This window comes from Gryllotalpicola sp. CP2-P1, from assembly GCF_057512245.1.
This window is the reverse complement of the sequence record NZ_JBLRDT010000037.1, coordinates 1-17,522: the sequence shown is the minus strand read 5'-3', so window position 1 is coordinate 17,522 and position 17,522 is coordinate 1. Positions and strand designations below refer to the sequence as shown.

At 69.7% G+C, this 17,522-nt stretch carries 23 protein-coding genes; 22 read left to right on the top strand and 1 reads right to left on the bottom strand.

Annotated features, from left to right (window positions below; translation table 11 throughout):
* From ACM2XV_RS05010 to ACM2XV_RS04945, 14 genes are all read left to right on the top strand, one after another.
* Positions 1–606: FAD-dependent oxidoreductase (locus ACM2XV_RS05010; protein ID WP_487026166.1), on the top strand; the 606-nt coding region annotated here is incomplete at its 5' end.
* A 159-nt stretch (positions 607–765) separates the two neighbouring features.
* Positions 766–1,194 carry a 30S ribosomal protein S16 gene (rpsP, locus tag ACM2XV_RS05005; protein ID WP_344778689.1) on the top strand — a complete coding sequence of 143 codons (429 nt, stop codon included), beginning with the start codon at positions 766–768 and terminating at the stop codon, positions 1,192–1,194.
* Positions 1,195–1,205: 11 nt separating this feature from the next.
* On the top strand, positions 1,206–1,442 hold the full coding sequence (locus ACM2XV_RS05000) for an RNA-binding protein (RefSeq protein ID WP_344778691.1): 237 nt from the start codon (positions 1,206–1,208) through the stop codon (positions 1,440–1,442).
* Positions 1,442–2,026, top strand: a complete 585-nt coding sequence (rimM, locus tag ACM2XV_RS04995; RefSeq protein ID WP_344778693.1) for a ribosome maturation factor RimM — start codon at positions 1,442–1,444, stop codon at positions 2,024–2,026. Before ACM2XV_RS05000 ends, rimM begins: the two co-directional genes overlap by 1 nt.
* 70 nt (positions 2,027–2,096) lie before the next feature.
* Positions 2,097–2,828 (top strand): sirohydrochlorin chelatase, encoded by a 732-nt coding sequence (locus tag ACM2XV_RS04990; RefSeq protein WP_344778695.1) that lies wholly within the window; start codon positions 2,097–2,099, stop codon positions 2,826–2,828.
* 27 nt (positions 2,829–2,855) lie between these two features.
* Entirely contained in the window at positions 2,856–3,542 is a 687-nt protein-coding gene (gene trmD / locus ACM2XV_RS04985; protein WP_344778697.1) for a tRNA (guanosine(37)-N1)-methyltransferase TrmD, read from the top strand.
* Between the two features lie 161 nt (positions 3,543–3,703).
* Complete coding sequence (gene rplS, locus ACM2XV_RS04980) at positions 3,704–4,051, top strand: 50S ribosomal protein L19 (protein WP_487026165.1); 348 nt, start codon at positions 3,704–3,706, stop codon at positions 4,049–4,051.
* Positions 4,052–4,163: 112 nt separating this feature from the next.
* Positions 4,164–4,943, top strand: coding sequence for a signal peptidase I (gene lepB / locus ACM2XV_RS04975; RefSeq protein ID WP_344778701.1), 780 nt, complete (start codon positions 4,164–4,166; stop codon positions 4,941–4,943).
* Complete coding sequence (locus ACM2XV_RS04970; protein WP_344778703.1) at positions 4,940–5,584, top strand: ribonuclease HII; 645 nt, start codon at positions 4,940–4,942, stop codon at positions 5,582–5,584. Before lepB ends, ACM2XV_RS04970 begins: the two co-directional genes overlap by 4 nt.
* Before the next feature lie 37 nt (positions 5,585–5,621).
* A complete protein-coding gene (locus ACM2XV_RS04965; protein ID WP_344752209.1) occupies positions 5,622–5,945 on the top strand; it encodes a DUF2469 domain-containing protein in 324 nt (107 codons plus the stop codon).
* A gap of 99 nt (positions 5,946–6,044) precedes the next feature.
* Complete coding sequence (locus ACM2XV_RS04960) at positions 6,045–6,401, top strand: YraN family protein (RefSeq protein WP_344778706.1); 357 nt, start codon at positions 6,045–6,047, stop codon at positions 6,399–6,401.
* Positions 6,401–7,939 (top strand): YifB family Mg chelatase-like AAA ATPase, encoded by a 1,539-nt coding sequence (locus tag ACM2XV_RS04955; protein ID WP_344778708.1) that lies wholly within the window; start codon positions 6,401–6,403, stop codon positions 7,937–7,939. Before ACM2XV_RS04960 ends, ACM2XV_RS04955 begins: the two co-directional genes overlap by 1 nt.
* Positions 7,936–9,189, top strand: coding sequence for a DNA-processing protein DprA (dprA, locus tag ACM2XV_RS04950; protein WP_487026164.1), 1,254 nt, complete (start codon positions 7,936–7,938; stop codon positions 9,187–9,189). Before ACM2XV_RS04955 ends, dprA begins: the two co-directional genes overlap by 4 nt.
* Before the next feature lie 20 nt (positions 9,190–9,209).
* Positions 9,210–10,124 carry a tyrosine recombinase XerC gene (locus tag ACM2XV_RS04945; protein WP_487026163.1) on the top strand — a complete coding sequence of 305 codons (915 nt, stop codon included), beginning with the start codon at positions 9,210–9,212 and terminating at the stop codon, positions 10,122–10,124.
* Positions 10,125–10,143: 19 nt separating this feature from the next.
* Here ACM2XV_RS04945 and ACM2XV_RS04940 read toward each other — a convergent pair whose 3' ends face one another.
* Positions 10,144–10,647, bottom strand: coding sequence for a peptidoglycan DD-metalloendopeptidase family protein (locus ACM2XV_RS04940; RefSeq protein WP_487026162.1), 504 nt, complete (start codon positions 10,645–10,647; stop codon positions 10,144–10,146).
* Positions 10,648–10,769: 122 nt separating this feature from the next.
* Here ACM2XV_RS04940 and ACM2XV_RS04935 point away from each other — a divergent pair, with 122 nt between their 5' ends.
* The 8 genes from ACM2XV_RS04935 to ACM2XV_RS04900 all read left to right on the top strand — a co-directional run.
* Complete coding sequence (locus ACM2XV_RS04935; RefSeq protein ID WP_487026161.1) at positions 10,770–12,239, top strand: sugar porter family MFS transporter; 1,470 nt, start codon at positions 10,770–10,772, stop codon at positions 12,237–12,239.
* Between the two features lie 162 nt (positions 12,240–12,401).
* Positions 12,402–13,241, top strand: a complete 840-nt coding sequence (gene rpsB / locus ACM2XV_RS04930) for a 30S ribosomal protein S2 (RefSeq protein ID WP_487026160.1) — start codon at positions 12,402–12,404, stop codon at positions 13,239–13,241.
* A gap of 52 nt (positions 13,242–13,293) precedes the next feature.
* On the top strand, positions 13,294–14,121 hold the full coding sequence (gene tsf / locus ACM2XV_RS04925) for a translation elongation factor Ts (protein WP_344778720.1): 828 nt from the start codon (positions 13,294–13,296) through the stop codon (positions 14,119–14,121).
* 127 nt (positions 14,122–14,248) lie between these two features.
* Positions 14,249–14,962: a UMP kinase gene (gene pyrH / locus ACM2XV_RS04920; RefSeq protein ID WP_344778722.1), complete on the top strand. Its 714-nt coding sequence runs from the start codon at positions 14,249–14,251 to the stop codon at positions 14,960–14,962.
* 66 nt (positions 14,963–15,028) lie between these two features.
* Positions 15,029–15,580 (top strand): ribosome recycling factor, encoded by a 552-nt coding sequence (frr, locus tag ACM2XV_RS04915; RefSeq protein WP_344778724.1) that lies wholly within the window; start codon positions 15,029–15,031, stop codon positions 15,578–15,580.
* 4 nt (positions 15,581–15,584) lie between these two features.
* Positions 15,585–16,571 (top strand): phosphatidate cytidylyltransferase, encoded by a 987-nt coding sequence (locus ACM2XV_RS04910; protein WP_344778726.1) that lies wholly within the window; start codon positions 15,585–15,587, stop codon positions 16,569–16,571.
* Between the two features lie 36 nt (positions 16,572–16,607).
* On the top strand, positions 16,608–17,147 hold the full coding sequence (locus ACM2XV_RS04905) for a DivIVA domain-containing protein (RefSeq protein WP_344778727.1): 540 nt from the start codon (positions 16,608–16,610) through the stop codon (positions 17,145–17,147).
* A gap of 88 nt (positions 17,148–17,235) precedes the next feature.
* The coding region (locus ACM2XV_RS04900) for a hypothetical protein (RefSeq protein ID WP_487026159.1) at positions 17,236–17,522 on the top strand (287 nt) is incomplete at its 3' end.

The following is a 17,522-nucleotide window of genomic DNA, read 5'->3' as shown; positions in this document are numbered from 1 at the left end:
GACATCGCGGGTGCCGGGCTGCCCCACGTGCTGAGCTACGAGCAGGCCATCCGGCAGGGCGTTCCGGCCGGTACCGTCGCCATCATCGGCGGTGGCGGCATCGGCGTCGACCTCGCCGCGTTCCTCGTCGAGTCGCACGACGAGAAGACCCGCGCCCTTGCCTTCGAAGAGCGCTTCGGTCTTGACGGCGCCGCCGAGTTCGCGCGCTCGCGCCCCACCAGGGCGCTGCACAGGCCGCGCCCCGGTGACCAGGTGACGGTGCTGCGCCGCAGCGGCAAGTTCGGCCAGGGCGTCGGCATCACGAGCCGCTGGGTCAACGTCGGCGCCCTGCAGCACGCCGGCGTCCGAATGCTCTCGGGAATCGACTACCGTCGCATCACGCCGGAGGGCGTCGAGGTCGTGCACGCCGACGGCACGATCGAGCTGATCCCCGGCGATACGGTCGTCGTCTGCGCGGGGCAGGAGCCGCGCGAGGATCTCTCCGCCGAGCTCGTTTCCGCAGGCATCCCTCATGAGATCGTGGGCGGCGCGCGCGACGCGCGGTCCGTCGATGCCGTGCGCGCGACGAGCGAAGGGCTCGCGGCGGCGCGCGCGCTGGCCGATTAGTCCCCCTGCCCGATCGTCTGGCAGAATGGAATGTCGGTTTTATGCGTTCCGACCCTCTATCCGAACGCGTGAGACCTCCATCAGACCTCCTGCGCGGGTGTGCACCCCACAGCCTGCGCAGTCAGTTCGCTTACAACCTTTGAAATCAACAGGAGAACTGTGGCTGTCAAGATCCGCCTCAAGCGCCTCGGCAAGATCCGTGCCCCGTACTACCGTGTCGTCGTCGCCGACTCGCGCACCAAGCGCGACGGTCGCGTGATCGAAGAGATCGGCAAGTACCACCCCACCGAGAACCCGTCGGTCATCGACATCGACTCCGAGCGCGCGCAGTACTGGCTCGGCGTCGGCGCACAGCCGACCGAGCAGGTCGCGGCGCTGCTCAAGCTCACCGGCGACTGGGCGAAGTTCAAGGGCGAGAAGGACACCGAGTCGAAGGTTCAGGTCGCTGAGCCGAAGACCCCCTTCGTCGCCGACGAGAAGAAGAAGCCGGTCCTCAAGCCGAAGACCGAGACCCCGGCCAAGGCCGAGGCTCCTGCGGCCGAGGCTCCCGCCGAGACCGAGACCGCTGCCGACGAGGCTGCTGAGTAGGTTCCCCCACGATGCTCGCTTCCGCTGTCACCCACCTCGTCAAGGGGATCGTCGACCACCCCGACGACGTTGAGGTCGCGCAGACGAGCTCACCGCGTGGCGAGGTCCTCGAGGTTCGCGTGAACCCCGAGGACCTCGGCCGCGTGATCGGCCGCGGCGGTCACACCGTCAGCAGCCTGCGGACCGTCGTCAACGCCCTGGCGAAGGGTGAGCGCGTCCGCGTCGACATCGTCGACACCGACCGCTGATGGCGGCCGACTCCGTGCCGTCCGAACGGCCTGCATCCGGCACGCAGCTCCGCGTCGGGCGCCTGACCAAGGCCCACGGCCTCAAAGGCGCCATCAAGCTCGAGCTGTACACCGACGACCCCGAGCGCCGCTTCGTTCCCGGCGCCGTGTTCTCGCTCCAGGTTCCCGACACATCGAAGTGGCATGGGAAGAGCCTCGAGCTGCGCGAGCTGCGCTGGTACAACGGCCACCCCGTGGGCTTCTTCGTCGGCGTCGACGACCGCACTGAGGCCGAGACGCTCATCAAGGCGATCCTCTGGGTCGACGCCGTCGACGACGCTCCCGAAGAGGACGCCTGGTACGACCACCAGCTCGTCGGCCTGACCGCGCTGCGCGACGGGGCACCCGTCGGCACCGTGGCGCGCGTCGACCACCTGCCCGCGCAGGATCTGCTCGCGATCGAGACGGATGCCGGCGAGGTCCTGGTGCCGTTCGTGTCGGCCATCGTCCCCGCGGTCGACCTCGCCGCAGGCACGCTGACCGTCACCCCGCCCGCGGGCCTCTTCGAAGAGCTGCCCGACGACGACGCCGCGCCCGAGGCCTGATAGCTCGCTTTCACCGCCCGGAAACATCCGGGTGCAGTCGCCGGAAACACGGCTCTCATACGTTCGAGCCATGACGGTACCGGCGCTTCTCGCAGTCGTCGAGGGCGGGAGCGACGTCATCGACGACGGCGCCGTCGAGCAGCTGCTCAGCGCGGTGCGGCGCGCCGCCCCCGAGCTGCGTGTGGTGCCGGCGGTCGTCGACGTGCATCAGGTCGAGCTCGAGCCGCTGCTCACCGCCGAGTTCGGCGACGGCGAGCCTGTCGTCGCGGTGCCGGTCATGCTGTCGCCGCCCGCGCATCTGCACCGGGATCTCGAGCGGTGCCTCGCCGCGGGTTCCCCGCGCCGCGCCACGCTCACGGCCGCCCTCGGTGCCGACGACTCCATCGTCGCGCTGCTCGCCGAGCGACTGCGCAGCGCCGGTCTCGGGGCAGACGATGTCATCGTGATGGCCGCCGCGGGCTCGAGCGATCATCAGGTCGTGCGCGACAGCGTCGACGTCGGGCGCAGACTCGCGCATGCGCTCGAGCGCTACGTCACGGTCGGATTCCTGTCGGCGGCCGTCCCGCGGCTGGCCGCCGCGGTCGAGACCATGCGCGGGCTCCACCCGGGAAGTCGCGTGGCCGTCTCGAGCTACCTGCTCACCCCGGGGCGGTTCGCGGAGTCCGTCGTGGACGTGGGCGGAGACGTCGTCGCCGGCCCTCTGCTGATGCGGGGCCGCCGGCCGCCCCAGGCGCTCGTCGACCTCGTGCTGAACCGCTACCGGCAGGGGGCGTCCGAGCTGGCGCCCCTGCGCCGGGTGTAGCGGTGCGGCATCCGTCATAATTCTCTGATGCGCATCGACATCGTCACGATCTTCCCGACGTTCTTCGATGCCCTCGACATCTCGCTCCTCGGCAAGGCGAAGACGAGCGGCCTGCTCGAGCTCGCGGTGCACGACCTGCGCGATTTCACGCATGACAGGCATCGCACCGTCGACGACACGCCCTACGGCGGGGGAGCGGGCATGGTCATGAAGCCCGAGCCCTGGGGTGAGGCGCTCGACGAGGTGCTCGACGGCGCGGAGGACCCGCTCGTCATCTTCCCGTCGCCCGCGGGCGAGGTCTTCACGCAGGCGACGGCGCGGGCGCTCGCGACCGAGCAGCACCTGGTCTTCGGGTGCGGGCGGTACGAGGGCATCGACCAGCGGGTCTTCGACGAGGCATCCGAGCACGCGCGCGTCAGGCTCGTGAGCATGGGGGACTACGTGCTCAACGGCGGAGAGGTGGCGGTGATGGCGATGATCGAGGCGATCGGCCGTCTCATCCCGGGCGTCGTCGGCAACCCCGAGTCGCTCGTCGAGGAGAGTCACGAGAACGGGCTGCTCGAGTACCCGAGCTACACGAAGCCCGCCGTCTGGCGGGGGCGCGAGGTGCCGCCCGTCCTGCTGTCGGGCAACCACGGGGCGATCGCCGAGTGGCGGCGCGAGCAGCAGCTCGAGCGCACGCGGCGGGTGCGCCCCGATCTGCTCGCCGACTGATTTGGCTGCTCTGCCGGGCTCTGGCAGAATGGATGTTTGTGCCGCGCGCGGCCCTGCCACAGGGGAGCGCAATCGGGCGGCACCGCCTACATCTTCATCATGCTGCGTTTGTCAGCACAGACCAGCGGCCGACCTGTGGCGGTCGCAGAGAGCGAACAGCCATGCACATCCTCGACCGGGTGGATGCCGCCAGCCTCAAGTCCGATGTCCCCGAGTTCCGCCCCGGCGACACCGTCAAGGTGCACGTCAACATCGTCGAAGGCAACCGCTCCCGCGTCCAGGTCTTCCAGGGCGTCGTCATCGGCCGCTCGGGCCACGGCGTGCGTGAGACCTTCACCGTCCGCAAGGTGAGCTTCCAGGTGGGCGTCGAGCGCACCTTCCCGGTGCACTCGCCGATCATCGACAAGATCGAGGTCGTCACCCGCGGTGACGTCCGTCGCGCGAAGCTCTACTACCTGCGCGAGCTGCGTGGCAAGAAGGCCAAGATCAAGGAGAAGCGCGAGGCGTAAGCCGCGCCGCCTTCTGACTCGGAACGCGTAACGCATTCAAAAAGACAGAGCCCCCGACCCCCTTAGACTGGGCCGGGGGCTCTGCTCGTTGAGGCCCCGAGACAAGGGCGAGATGGCAGAGAGCATGACGGATCCGGCGGCGACCCGAGGGGCGCAGCGCACCGCCACCCGAAGCAGGGGCCGAGCCGTGTGGCTGTTCATCCGCGACATCGTCGTCATCTTCATCGTCGCGCTGCTGGTCTCGTTCCTCATCAAGACGTTCCTGATCCGGTCCTTCTACATCCCCTCGGCGTCCATGGAGGACACGCTGATGGGCGGCCCGGGCGCACCCGACAACGACCGCATCATCGTCAACGAGCTCGAGCCGAAGCTGCTGCCCGTGCACCGCGGCGACATCGTGGTCTTCACCGACCCGGGCGGCTGGCTGACCGCGAGCGAGAACGTCCCGGCGGCTGAGCCGAGCAACCCGGTCGCGCGCGGCCTCAGCGACTTCTTCACCTTCATCGGACTCGGCACCAACGACAGCGACAACCATCTCGTCAAGCGCGTCATCGGGCTGCCGGGCGACCACGTGGTGTGCTGCAACGCGCTCAACCAGATCACGGTCAACGGAGTGCCCCTGAAGGAGCCGTACACGACGGTGCAGCCGGGGGAGCAGGCCGCGAGCAAGACCTTCGACGTCACCGTGCCGCCCGGCAAGCTGTGGGTGCTCGGCGACAACCGTGCCGACTCGGCCGACTCGAGCCAGCATCAGAATCTGCCGAGCAAGGGCTTCGTTCCGGAATCCGATGTCGTCGGCCGCGCCTTCGTGATCAGCTGGCCGATCTCCCGCTGGAGCTGGCTCTCCAACTACCCCGACGTCTTCCGCGGCGTCGCGAAGAACGGCTCGTGACCCCCGTCTCCTCTGCCGCGCCGACGCTCGAGGCCGAGCGCGAGCTGTTCGCTTCCGGGGCGCGCTACGTCATCGGCGTCGACGAGGTCGGCCGCGGCGCGCTTGCCGGCCCTGTCGCCGTGGGCATGGTCGTGATCGGCGCGCAGATGCCGGCTCACCCCGAGCGGCTGCGCGACTCGAAGCTGCTGTCCGAGGCGGTCCGCGAGGAGCTCGCGCCGCTGTGTGCCGGGTGGGGGCTCTTCTCGGCCGTGGGCGAGGCGAGTCCCGCCGAGATCGACGAGCACGGCATCATCGCCGCACTCGGGCTCGCCGGGTGGCGCGCGCTCGGGGCGCTGCGGGCGGCCGGGGCGCCGCTCGACGAGGCATCCGTTCTGCTCGACGGCAATCACGACTACCTGAATCCCGTGCTCGAGACGCGCATGGCCGTGACGACCCGCATCAAGGGCGACATGACCTGCGCGTCGGTCGCCGCGGCATCCGTCATCGCCAAGGTGCACCGGGACCGGTTCATGGTCGGGCTGCACGACGCCTTCCCGGCTTACGGGTGGGCCTCGAACAAGGGCTATGCGGCCCCCGCGCACCTGGCAGCCATCGCCGAGCTGGGGCCGTGCGACCACCACCGCCGGACCTGGATCCACTGAGGCCCCGCGTGTGCGCGCGGCCCTAGACTGAGTCCAAATGGACGAGGACGAATTCGACGACTACGACCGTGAGGTCGAGCTGGCTCTGTACCGCGAGTACCGCGATGTCGTCAGCCAGTTCAAGTACGTGATCGAGACCGAGCGCCGGTTCTATCTGGCCAACGAGGTCGAGTTCGTGCGGCGTGACACCGAGCACGACTTCTACTTCGAGCTGACCATGCACGACGTCTGGGTGTGGGACGTCTATCGTGCCGACCGGTTCGTCAAGTCCGTACGGGTGCTGACCTTCAAGGACGTCAACATCGAAGAGCTGTCGTCCAAGGAATTCGAGCTTCCGAAGGAGCTCGCGCTCGACGAGTAGCGCGCGTCATTCCGCTCACAGGGGCCGGTTGCCTGCACTTGTCCACGATTCGGGCCTCCTGGCCCGCGGGGCGGTGGATGCCTCGGCCACGCTGTCGGCATGGCAGAGAAAGACGTGCTCGGCAGATCCGGCGAACAGCTCGCCGCGAGCTTCCTCGAAGCCGGCGGCTACCGCATCGTCGGGCGGAACTGGCGGGGGAGCCGGGGCGAGCTCGACATCATCGCCGAGCATGAGGGCACGACCGTGTTCGTCGAGGTCAAGACGCGGTCGAGACTCGGGTTCGGGCATCCGTTCGAGGCGGTCACGCCGGCCAAGCTGAGAGCGCTGCGGCGGCTCGCGGGCGAGTGGTGCGCCCAGTCCGAGAGCGTGCGCGGGCGCATCCGCCTCGACGTGATCGCCGTGATCGGCGGCCTCGACGGGCCGGCCCGCATCGAGCACCTGCGCGGTGTGGGCTGATGGGCGTCGCACGCACGCTCGCGGTCGCGCTGCAGGGGCTGCGTGGCGCACTGGTCGACGTCGAGGCATCGATCACGTCCGGTCTGCCGAAGTTCACCCTGATCGGTCTGCCCGACGCATCGCTGTCCGAGGCGGCGCACCGGGTGCTCGCCGCCGCCTCCAATTCGGGCGCGTCGCTGGCGCAGAGCCGCGTGATCGCGAACCTCTCGCCCGCGACCCTGCCGAAGCACGGCTCGGCGTTCGACCTCGCCATCGCTCTCGCCGCCATGGCCGCAGCCGGAAGCATCTCCTCGGCGTCCATCGCGGGCACCGTCCACCTCGGCGAGCTGGGGCTCGACGGCAGGGTGCGGCCCGTGCTCGGGGTGCTGCCCGCGGTGCACGCCGCGGTCCGCGCCGGCGCGCGCCGGGTCATGGTTCCGCTCGGGAACCTCGCGGAGGCGCAGCTGGTGCCTGACGTCGAGGTGATTCCCGTCGCGTCCCTGCGCGACGCGGCGATCCGTCACGGCGGCGACTTCACGCCGATCCCCGTCGAGCCGGTGCTGGCCGCGCCGGTCTCGCCGCGCGCCATCGACGACCTCGACCTGTCAGAGGTGATCGGGAACGATGACGCCGTGCGCGCTCTCGTCGTCGCGGCGGCGGGCGGCCACCATGCGTATTTCCTCGGGCCGCCTGGGGCCGGCAAGACCATGCTGGCCGAGCGGATGCCGGGGCTGCTGCCCGACCTCGACGAGCGGGCCGCGCTCGAAGCCACGTCGATCCGCTCGCTCACGGAACTCGGCTCGGTGAGCGAGCTCGTCACCCGCCCTCCGTTCGAGGCTCCCCATCACACGGCCTCGGCCGCGGCGCTCGTCGGCGGCGGCAGCACCCGCATCCGGCCGGGCGCCGCGGTGCGCGCGTCGCACGGCGTCCTCTTTCTCGACGAGGCGCCCGAGTTCCAGCCCGCGGCGCTCGATGCGCTGCGGCAGCCGCTCGAGTCCGGTGTCATCACCATCAGTCGCGCCCACCATCAGGCCGAGTTCCCCGCGCGGTTCCAGCTGGTGCTCGCCGCGAATCCGTGCCCGTGCGGGCTCTACGGGGTGTCGGCCGACAAGGAGTGCACCTGCGGGCCCGGCCGCCGGCGGGCCTACCTCAATCGCCTGTCCGGGCCGCTGATGGACCGCATCGATCTGCAGCTCACGGTGAACCGGCTCGCGCCCGCGCAGCTGCTGGCCGCAGGCGACAGGCCGCGACGGACCAGCGCAGAGGCGCGGCACCAGGTCGAGCTCGCCCGCGCCGCCGCCCGCGAGCGCTTCGCGGGCGCCGGGTGGGAGATCAACGGGCGGATTCCGAGCAAGTGGCTCACCGAAGGGCCGGGCCGGCTGCCGAAACGCATCACCTCGTCTCTCGACCGCCACTACCAGCGGCACGCCATGACGATGCGCGGGTACGTGCGCGTCTTGCGCGTCGCCTGGACGCTTGCGGACCTCGATGGCGCCGTCTCGCCGGGGGCCGAGCATGTCGGGGCGGCGATCGCGCTCCGGGAGGGGGACAGCGCATGACACCATCGATCGGTATCGGGGCCGGCGAGCGTGCAGAGCTCTGGGACAGGTTGCGGCCGGGCAGGGCGAGCGACGACGCCGAGCTGACCGCCCGTGTGATCTGGAGCGCCCTCGCCGAACCCGGGGACGGCGTCGCCGGTCGGCTCATCGACGACCTCGGGGCCGCCGACGCGATCGAGCTCGTCTATCGTGACGAGCCTTTCGCCTCGCCGAGCGCTCTGCGCCACGAGGCGACGGCGGTGGCGACCGCCGTTCATGCCGCCTACTCGGTGCGCGGGCTCGAGCCGCCTGCGGGGGTCCGGGCCGGGTTCCTGCGCTGGCAGCCCCGCATGTCGCCGATGTTCATCCGCTCGGTGTTCGCGATGGCCGCCGCATCGGGCACGGAGCTTCTCGTGCCCGATGATCCGCAGTGGTCGGCCGGCTTCGCGGGCCTGGGCGATCACGCACCGCTGCTGCTGTGGGGGCTCGGCAATGTCGAGCTGCTGGCGAGCTACGGCACGTCCGCGGCGATGGTGGGCACGCGGGCCGCGACCGGCTACGGAACCCACGTCGCCACCGAGCTGTCGGCGGGGCTCGCCGAGCGCGGGTGGACGGTGGTCTCAGGCGGCGCGTACGGCATCGACGCCGCATCGCATCGTGCGGCGCTCGCGACTCACGGGAACACCGTGGCGGTGATGGCGGGCGGGCTGAACAGCTTCTACCCGATCGGCAACAGCGAGCTGATCGCCCGCGTCGCCCGCGAGGGCCTGGTCGTCGCCGAGGTGCCGTTCGGCACACCGCCGACGCCGTTCCGCTTCCTCGCCCGCAACCGCATGATCGCGGCGATGGCAAGCGCCGTGGTCGTCCTCGAGGCGGGCGCGCGTTCAGGGTCGATCAACACCGCCAATCACGCCTCAGACATCGGGCGGCCCATCGGCGCCGTCCCCGGCCCGATCACCAGCCCGTCCTCGGCGGGCTGTCATCGGCTTCTGAAGGAGGGCAGAGCGGAGGTGGTCGAAGGCGTTGACGACATCATTCGGATCGCACACGGCGAGATCGACGAGCCAGAACCGCTCGCCGATCCGGAGGATCCCCGCTACGGCAGAGCACTCTCGGCGCTCAGCACCCGCAGCGCCCGCCCGGTGGCCGAGGTCGCCAAGCGCAGCGGCTTGGGCGAGGGCGAGACGGCGGGGCTGCTCGGTGTGCTGCTGCTCGACGGACGGGTGCGCAAGACCGACGCGGGGTGGGTGTCGCTCCCGCGCCGGGCATGAGGGCGCTGCATGCTGATGGAGTGAAGCTCTCCGATGCGATCGTGCGCTTTCTCGAGCACGCGCGCTACGAGCGCGGACTGTCCGAGGCGACGATCTCGTCGTACCGCGCCGATCTCGGCAGGCTGCAGAGCTTTGCGGCCGAGGCGGGCGTCACCTCGCTCGGCGACCTCGATCTCGAGGTGCTGCGGGCGTGGCAGTGGCAGGGCTCCGAAGCAGGTCTCGCCGCGTCGACACTCGCCCGGCGCAGTGCGGCGGCGCGCAGCTTCACGGCCTGGGCCGCGCGCACCGGCCTGCGCGAGACCGACCCGGGCGTGCGGCTGACTTCGCCGAAGCGGGGGCGGCCTCTGCCGCGAGTGGTGCCGCAGCAGCAGATGTCCGAGCTTCTCGAGAGAGCTGCGCAGCGTGCCGAGACCGGGGATCCGACGGCGGTGCGCGACCGTGCCCTGCTCGAGCTGCTGTATGCGAGCGGCGTCCGCGTCTCCGAGCTCGTCGGCCTCGACGTGGCCGATCTCGACTTCGATCGCCTCACCATGGTCGTCACCGGCAAGGGGGCGAAGCAGCGCACGGTGCCGTTCGGGGTGCCTGCGCTCGGCGCCGTGGTCGACTACGTGCGCACCGCTCGTCCGACTCTCGCGGCGCGTGCCGACGGTGACGCGGGTGACGCGCTCTTCCTCAGCGGCACGGGGCGGCGCCTCAGCACACGGGCCGTCTACGAGGTCGTCTCACGCGCGCTCTCCGCGTTCCCGGGCGGCGGCCCGCACGGGCCGCACACGCTGCGGCACACGGCGGCCACGCACCTGCTCGACGGCGGTGCCGATCTGCGTGCCGTGCAGGAGCTGCTCGGGCACGCGAGCCTGGGCACGACGCAGATCTACACGCATGTCTCGGTCGAGCGGCTGAAGCAGAGCTACGCGCAGGCGCACCCTCGCGCCTGACGCGGGCGCGGCAGTGTCGTCACTGCAGCGGCAGCAGGACCGCGGGCGGGATGCCGGCGAAGTACAGCATCGGCGAGACGTATTCGCCGTCGACGCGCACCCCGACGTGCAGGCACACGCCGTCGCAGTGACCGCCGCGCGCGACGGTGCCGAGCGCGTGGCCGGCCGTGAGCCTCGTGCCAGTGTCGGCCGTGGCCGTCACGGGCTCGAAGCTGACGAGCACGTGCTCGTCGACGCGCAGGGTGACGACAGGCCGGTCGACGACGACGCCCGCGAACTGGACGACCGCGTCGGCCGGGGCGAGAACTTCATCGCCAGGCGCGGCCGCGAAATCGACCCCGCGATGCCCCGCCGCGTAGGGCCCGGGCGGGGCCAGGAAAGGGTGCAGCACCGCCGCTGGGGGAGAGGTGGGCCACCGCCAGTGAGGTGCGGCAGGCGCGGCATCCGTCGCGGACGCTGACGCGGGGACGAGCGTGAGCGCGAGGGCGACCAGGACGCACCACGTGATCTTCGCTGCCGACATGCCCGTCAGCATCCCAGGGCGGCCGAGCGGATTCCCCGGGCAAAGGGGCTTTCGGTGCGCAATCCGTTGCGCCCGGGGTCTGTGGAGGGAAAGAGTGGTCGCAGGAGAGAGGGGAGCACGCGATGTCAGTCGGACAAATCGAGCAGATCGACCCGAGGTTCCGCCGCCGGGTCACCGGCCTCGCAATCGCCGCCGCCGTGGGCGGCTTCCTATTCGGTTTCGACTCATCGGTCATCAACGGCGCCGTCGACGCGATCGGGAAGCAGATCGTGGCCCCCGCCGTGTCCGGCCCCGCCGAAGACTTCGTGAAGGGCTTCGTCGTCGCCGTGGCGCTGCTCGGCTCCGCCCTCGGCGCCTGGATCGCCGGCGGCCTCGCCGACCGCTGGGGTCGGCCGCGGGTGATGCTGCTCGGGGCCATCCTGTTCTTCGTCAGCGCCATCGGCGCAGGCCTCGCACAGACCGTCTGGGATCTCGGAGCCTGGCGCGTCATCGGCGGTCTCGGCATCGGCATCGCCTCGGTGATCGCCCCCGCCTATATCGGTGAGGTCGCGCCCAAGAGCGTGCGCGGCGGGCTCGCCTCGCTCCAGCAGCTCGCCATCACGATCGGCATCTTCGTCGCGCTGCTGTCGGACTTCGTGCTGAACAGCGCCGCGGGCAACGAGGCGACGGCCTCGCTCTGGCTGAACCTCGGGGCATGGCGGTGGATGTTCATCGTCGGCGTGATTCCTGCGATCGTGTACGGCTACCTCGCGCTGCGCATTCCCGAGTCACCGCGCTATCTCCTGCTCGTCGGCAAGCGCAAAGAGGCAGAGCAGGTCTTCTCGACGATCGTGCCCCACGACGAGGTGGAAGGCGCGATCGGCGACATCGAGAAGGCGATCGCCGAGGACAAGAGGAACGCGAAGGCCACGCTGCGCGGCCCGTCGTTCGGCCTGCATCCGATCGTCTGGGTGGGCATCATCCTGTCGGTCTTCCAGCAGTTCGTCGGCATCAACGTCGTCTTCTACTACTCGAACTCGCTGTGGACAGCCGTCGGGCTCGGCGACCACGCGTTCCTGCTCAGTGTCATCAGCGGCGCAGTGAACGTCGCCGTCACCTTCATCGCGATCGCCCTCGTCGATCGTCTCGGCCGCCGCCTGCTGCTGCTCATCGGCTCGGTCGGCATGGCGATCCCGCTCGGACTCGAGGCGGTCGCGTTCAGCTTCGCGACTCTGCACGACGGCCAGCTCTCGCTGCCGACCGGCTGGGCTGTCGTCTCTGTGATCTCGGCCAACGTGTTCATCATCGCGTTCGGGGCGACGTGGGGCCCGCTCGTGTGGGTGCTGCTCGGCGAGATCTTCCCGAGCCGCATCCGCGCCCGCGCGCTGGGCGTCGCTGCGGCTGCGCAGTGGATCGCGAACTTCATCATCTCCGAGACGTTCCCGCCGCTGTCGGCCTGGTCGCTGCCGTGGACCTACACGATCTACGCCGTCTTCGCCGCGCTCTCGTTCATCTTCGTGCTGCTCCGGGTCCCCGAGACGAAGGGCGTCGCGCTCGAGCACACCGAGGAGCTCTTCCTGGCGCACCATCCCGAACTGCGCGGCACGAACTGATAGACTTTGTGAGCACCCCGCTCGTCGGGGTGACTACGCGTGCCCAGGTGCCGACACCACGTCGGCGGCACAGTTCCCTCAGGTCCCGCACCGGCTCATCCGGGTGCGGGCGGGAGCGTGTCGGGCACTAGGACTATCAACCTCAACCACAAAGGAACAATCATGGCCGTCGTCACCATGCGCCAGCTGCTCGACAGCGGTGTCCACTTCGGGCACCAGACCCGCCGCTGGAACCCGAAGATGAAGCGCTTCATCCTCACCGAGCGCTCGGGCTCCTACATCATCGACCTTCAGCAGTCGCTCACGTACATCGACAAGGCGTACGACTTCGTGAAGGAGACCGTCTCCCACGGCGGCACCATTCTCTTCGTCGGCACGAAGAAGCAGGCCCAGCAGGCGATCGCCGAGCAGGCGACCCGCGTCGGCCAGCCCTACGTGAACCAGCGCTGGCTCGGCGGCCTGCTCACCAACTTCAGCACCGTCTCGAAGCGCCTCGCTCGCATGAAGGAGCTCGAGGAGCTCGACTTCGAGGGCAACACCAGCGGCTTCACCAAGAAGGAGCTGCTGATCAAGAAGCGCGAGCTCGACAAGCTGCACAAGTCGCTCGGCGGCATCCGCAACCTGACGAAGACACCGAGCGCGATCTGGGTCGTCGACACCAAGAAGGAGCACCTCGCCATCGACGAGGCCAAGAAGCTCGGCATCCCGGTGGTCGGCATCCTGGACACGAACTGCGACCCCGACGAGGTCAACTACCCGATCCCGGGCAACGACGACGCGATCCGCTCGGTGGCTCTGCTCACCCGCATCGTCGCCGACGCCGCTGCCGAGGGTCTCATGTCCAAGCACGGTCAGACCGAGGGCGAAGAGGCCGAGCCGCTCGCCGAGTGGGAGCAGGAGCTCCTGAACGCGGGCGAGACCGCCGACGAGGCCACCCCGGCGCAGTCGAGCGCCGAGACCGCGAAGATCGCGGACGCCGAGCCGGCAGCCAGCGCCGAGTAAGACTCGCACCCCGTCACCGCTCACAACACTCATACCAGGGAGTTCCAGCAGAATGGCAACCATCAGCATCGCCGACATCAAGGCGCTGCGTGAGCAGCTCGGCACCGGCATGGTCGACACCAAGAAGGCCCTCGAGGAGGCCGATGGCGACCTCGAGAAGGCGACCGAGATCCTGCGCCTGAAGGGCGCGAAGGGCAACGCCAAGCGCGCCGACCGCTCGACGAGCGAGGGTCTCGTGGCCGCTCGCGAGAAGGGCAACGAGGCGTGGCTCATCGAGCTCGCGTGCGAGACCGACTTCGTGGCCAAGAACGACAAGTTCATCGCGCTCGCCGACGGCGTGCTCGAGGCCGTCGTGCTCGCCGGCGCGAAGACGCTCGAGGAGGCGCTCGCCGCCCCCGCCGCGACCAAGACCGTCGCCGACGTCATCGAGGACCAGGCCGCCGTCATCGGCGAGAAGATCGTGCTGCGCCGTGTGGCCTACCTCACCGGCGACGCGTTCGCGATCTACCTGCACAAGACCTCGAAGGACCTGCCCCCGCAGGTCGGCGTGGTCGTGGCCTACACGGGCTCTGACGAGGAGACCGCGCGCAGCATCGCCCAGCACATCTCCTTCGCGAACCCCGACTACCTGACGCGCGACGACGTGCCGGCCGAGAAGGTCGAGAACGAGCGCCGCATCGTCGAGGAGATCTCGCGCCAGGAGGGCAAGCCCGAGGCGATCCTCCCGAAGATCGTCGAGGGCCGTCTCGGCGCCTACTACAAGCAGGTCGCCCTGCTCGAGCAGGACTACGCGAAGGACAACTCGCTCACCGTCGGCAAGGTCGCGCAGAACGCCGGCCTGACCGTCACCGGTTTCGCCCGCTTCAAGGTCGGCGCGTAAGCCACTCCATGGGGGTCCGGATGCTTCAGGCATCCGGGCCCCTTTTTCGCGCCCGTCCACATCGCGACCGGCGCACCCGATAGCCTCGACGACAGAGCAGAACGACACGGAAGGACGACCCCACGACATGGCCGACGACAAGAAGCGCAGAGTCCTTCTGAAGCTCTCCGGTGAGGCGTTCGGCGCCGGCTCCCTCGGGGTGAACCCCGATGTGATCGCCGCGCTCGCGCGCGAGATCGCCGAGGCCGCGCGCTCCGTCGAGATCGCGGTGGTGGTCGGCGGCGGGAACTTCTTCCGCGGCGCCGAGCTCAGCCAGCGCGGCATGGATCGCGGGCGTGCCGACTACATGGGCATGCTCGGCACCGTCATGAACGCGCTGGCGCTCCAGGACTTCCTCGAGCAGGCGGGCGCCGAGACGCGCGTGCAGTCGGCGATCGCGATGACGCAGGTCGCCGAGCCGTACATCCCGCGGCGCGCAGAGCGCCACCTCGAGAAGGGCCGCATCGTCATCTTCGGCGCCGGCGCCGGCCTGCCGTACTTCTCGACCGACACCGTCGCGGCGCAGCGGGCCCTCGAGATCGGCGCCGACGCCGTGCTCGTGGCCAAGAACGGCGTCGACGGCGTCTACACCGCCGACCCCAAGCACGACCCGACCGCCACCAAGATCGACCATCTGACGTACCAGGACGCGCTGCGGCGCGGCCTGAAGGTCGTCGACTCGACGGCGTTCAGCCTGTGCATGGACAACCGGATGCCGATGCAGGTGTTCGGCATGCAGCCCGACGGCAATGTCAAGGCCGCGCTGCTGGGTGAGCCCATCGGCACGCTGGTGACGCACTGAGCGCCTGCCGTCAGCCCGCCGGTCGCGTCGATAGAATCGACGGGACAGTTCTACGAAGGAGCTACCGTGATCGCTGATGTCCTGTCCGACGCGACAGAACGCATGGGCAAGTCCGTCGAGGCCGCGAAGGAGGACTTCTCGGAAGTGCGCACCGGGCGCGCGAACCCGCAGCTGTTCTCGCGCGTGCTGGTCGACTACTACGGCAGCCCGACGCCGCTGCAGCAGCTGGCCTCGCTGCAGGTGCCCGAAGCGCGCGTCATCCTGATCCAGCCCTTCGACAAGACGGCCCTCAAAGAGATCGAGAAGGCGATCGTCGCCCGCCCCGACCTCGGGGTCACGCCGAACAACGACGGCAACATCATCCGCATCACCATGCCCGAGCTCACGGAAGAGCGGCGCAAGGACTACGTGAAGGTCGTGCGCGCCAAGGCGGAGGAGGCGCGGGTGTCCATCCGCAACATCCGCCGTCGGGCCAAGGACGAGCTCGACGGCCTCAAGGAGGTCGGCGAGGACGAGATCGCCCGAGCCGAGAAGGAGCTCGACTCGCTGACGAAGAAGCACGTCGACCAGATCGACGAGGCTCTCACCCGCAAGGAAGCCGAACTCCTCGAGGTCTGATCCCATGGCGCAGCGGCCCCAGGGCCCCGACTTCAAGGCGCAAGCCCAGGCCGCCCGCGCCGATCTCGAGCGACAGCTCCAGGAGTCGCGCGCGCAGTTCGACAACGCCCGCGCGCAGTTCGACGAGGTGAACAAGCGCATCCGCGCCCGCACCGGCCGAGACCTGGTGCTCGCGATCGCGATCGGCCTCGGGGCAGGCGTGCTCGTGCTGGCGAGCCTGCTGTTCGTCACCGAGCTGTTCATGGTGTTCGCCGCGGCCGCGGTCGCCATCGCGGTCGTCGAGCTCGGCACCGCGCTGCGGGCGAGCGGGCGCGACATCCCGCGCACCGCGAGCGTCATCGCGGCACTGGCGGTCGTTCCTGCCTCCTACTACCTCGACGCGGAGTGGCGCTGGGTCGTCACCATGGCGGGGATCGCCTTCGTCGTGCTGTGGCGGGTCGTCGAGTACGCCTGGCCGAGCCGGCGTGGCGGCCGAGAGACGCTCCTGCGCGACATCACGGCGTCCATACTCGTTCAGGCATATGTCGCGCTGCTGGCGAGCTTCGCCGTGCTGCTCGTCTCGCCGCAGGCCTCGCCCGGTGGTCGCTGGTGGCTCCTCGCCGCCATCGTCGTCGTCGTGGCGACCGACACCGGCGCCTACGCCGCGGGTCTGAACCTCGGGCGGCACAAGATGGTTCCGACGATCAGCCCCAGCAAGACGTGGGAGGGCTTCGCGGGCGCCGGGGCGGCGGCGATCATCGCCGGCATCCTGCTGTCGCTGTTCATGCTGCACGTGCCGTGGTGGTTCGGCTTCGTCTTCGGCCCGGTGCTGCTGCTGACCGCGACCGTCGGCGACCTGGCCGAGTCGCTGATCAAGCGTGACATCGGCATCAAGGACATGAGCGCCTGGCTGCCGGGCCACGGCGGCATCCTCGACCGCCTGGACTCGATCCTCCCGTCCATGGCGGCGACCTATGCTCTGTACCTGATCTTCTATCCGCTGTTCTCGTGAGCTGACGCTCTCACCCGACCCGAACCGAGGAGCTCCATGTCGAGTTTTCCCACCGTCGGCCGCGGCAAGCGCGGCTACGACCCCGAGCAGGTCGACGGCTTCCTGTCGAAGGCCCGCTCGGTGTTCGACGGCCGTGCCCGCGGCCTCACTGCGGTCGACATCCGGCGCACCGCGTTCGATCTGAGGAAGGGCGGCTACGAGCCGGGTGCGGTGGATGCCGCGCTCGAGCGCCTCGAGGACGTCTTCGCCGAGCGCGAGCGGCAGCAGGCTCGGAGTGAACTCGGAGAAAAGGAGTGGTTCGGCCGGGCGCGCGAGCTGGCCCAGGTGATCGTGAACCGTCTCGACCGCCCCGACAAGCAGCGCTTCACGCGCACGAGCCCTTTCACGCTGGGCTACAGCACGGTCGAGGTCGACCGCTTTTCCGCCCGCCTGATCAGGTATTTCTCTGAGGGGCTCGCGGTGAGCGTCGACGAGGTGCGCACCGTCACCTTCCGCCCGCAGCGCGGCGGCTACGCCGAGGCGCAGGTCGATCTGCTGCTCGACTCGGTCACCGACGTGATGCTGGCCGTCCGGTGACTCTCGGGCGTTTGGGTTTGGCATCCGCCCACCCCGCCGTTATGGTTCTGTGATCGTGGGCAGGCGAGTAGCAACCAAGGCGGCCGTCGTGGCCCGGCGCTCCAATGCGCCGAAGCAGGTCGACGCCCCCGCCCGCCCCGTCATCACTATGCACAATTCACTCAAGAAGAAGTCCAGGCCCATCGTGGTCCTGCTGGCCTTCGCGGCCGCTGCAGGGTTCTTCATGATCAACCTGGTCAACCCGAACAGCTTCGCGACCGCAGACGCCTCCCTGCAGTTCGCGCACGTGACCGACCGCTACGCGGGCCAGCACCCGCAGGCGCTCGACGTCGGGGCCGACTACCAGCCGGTGTCGGTCGAGCACGAGGAGTACAC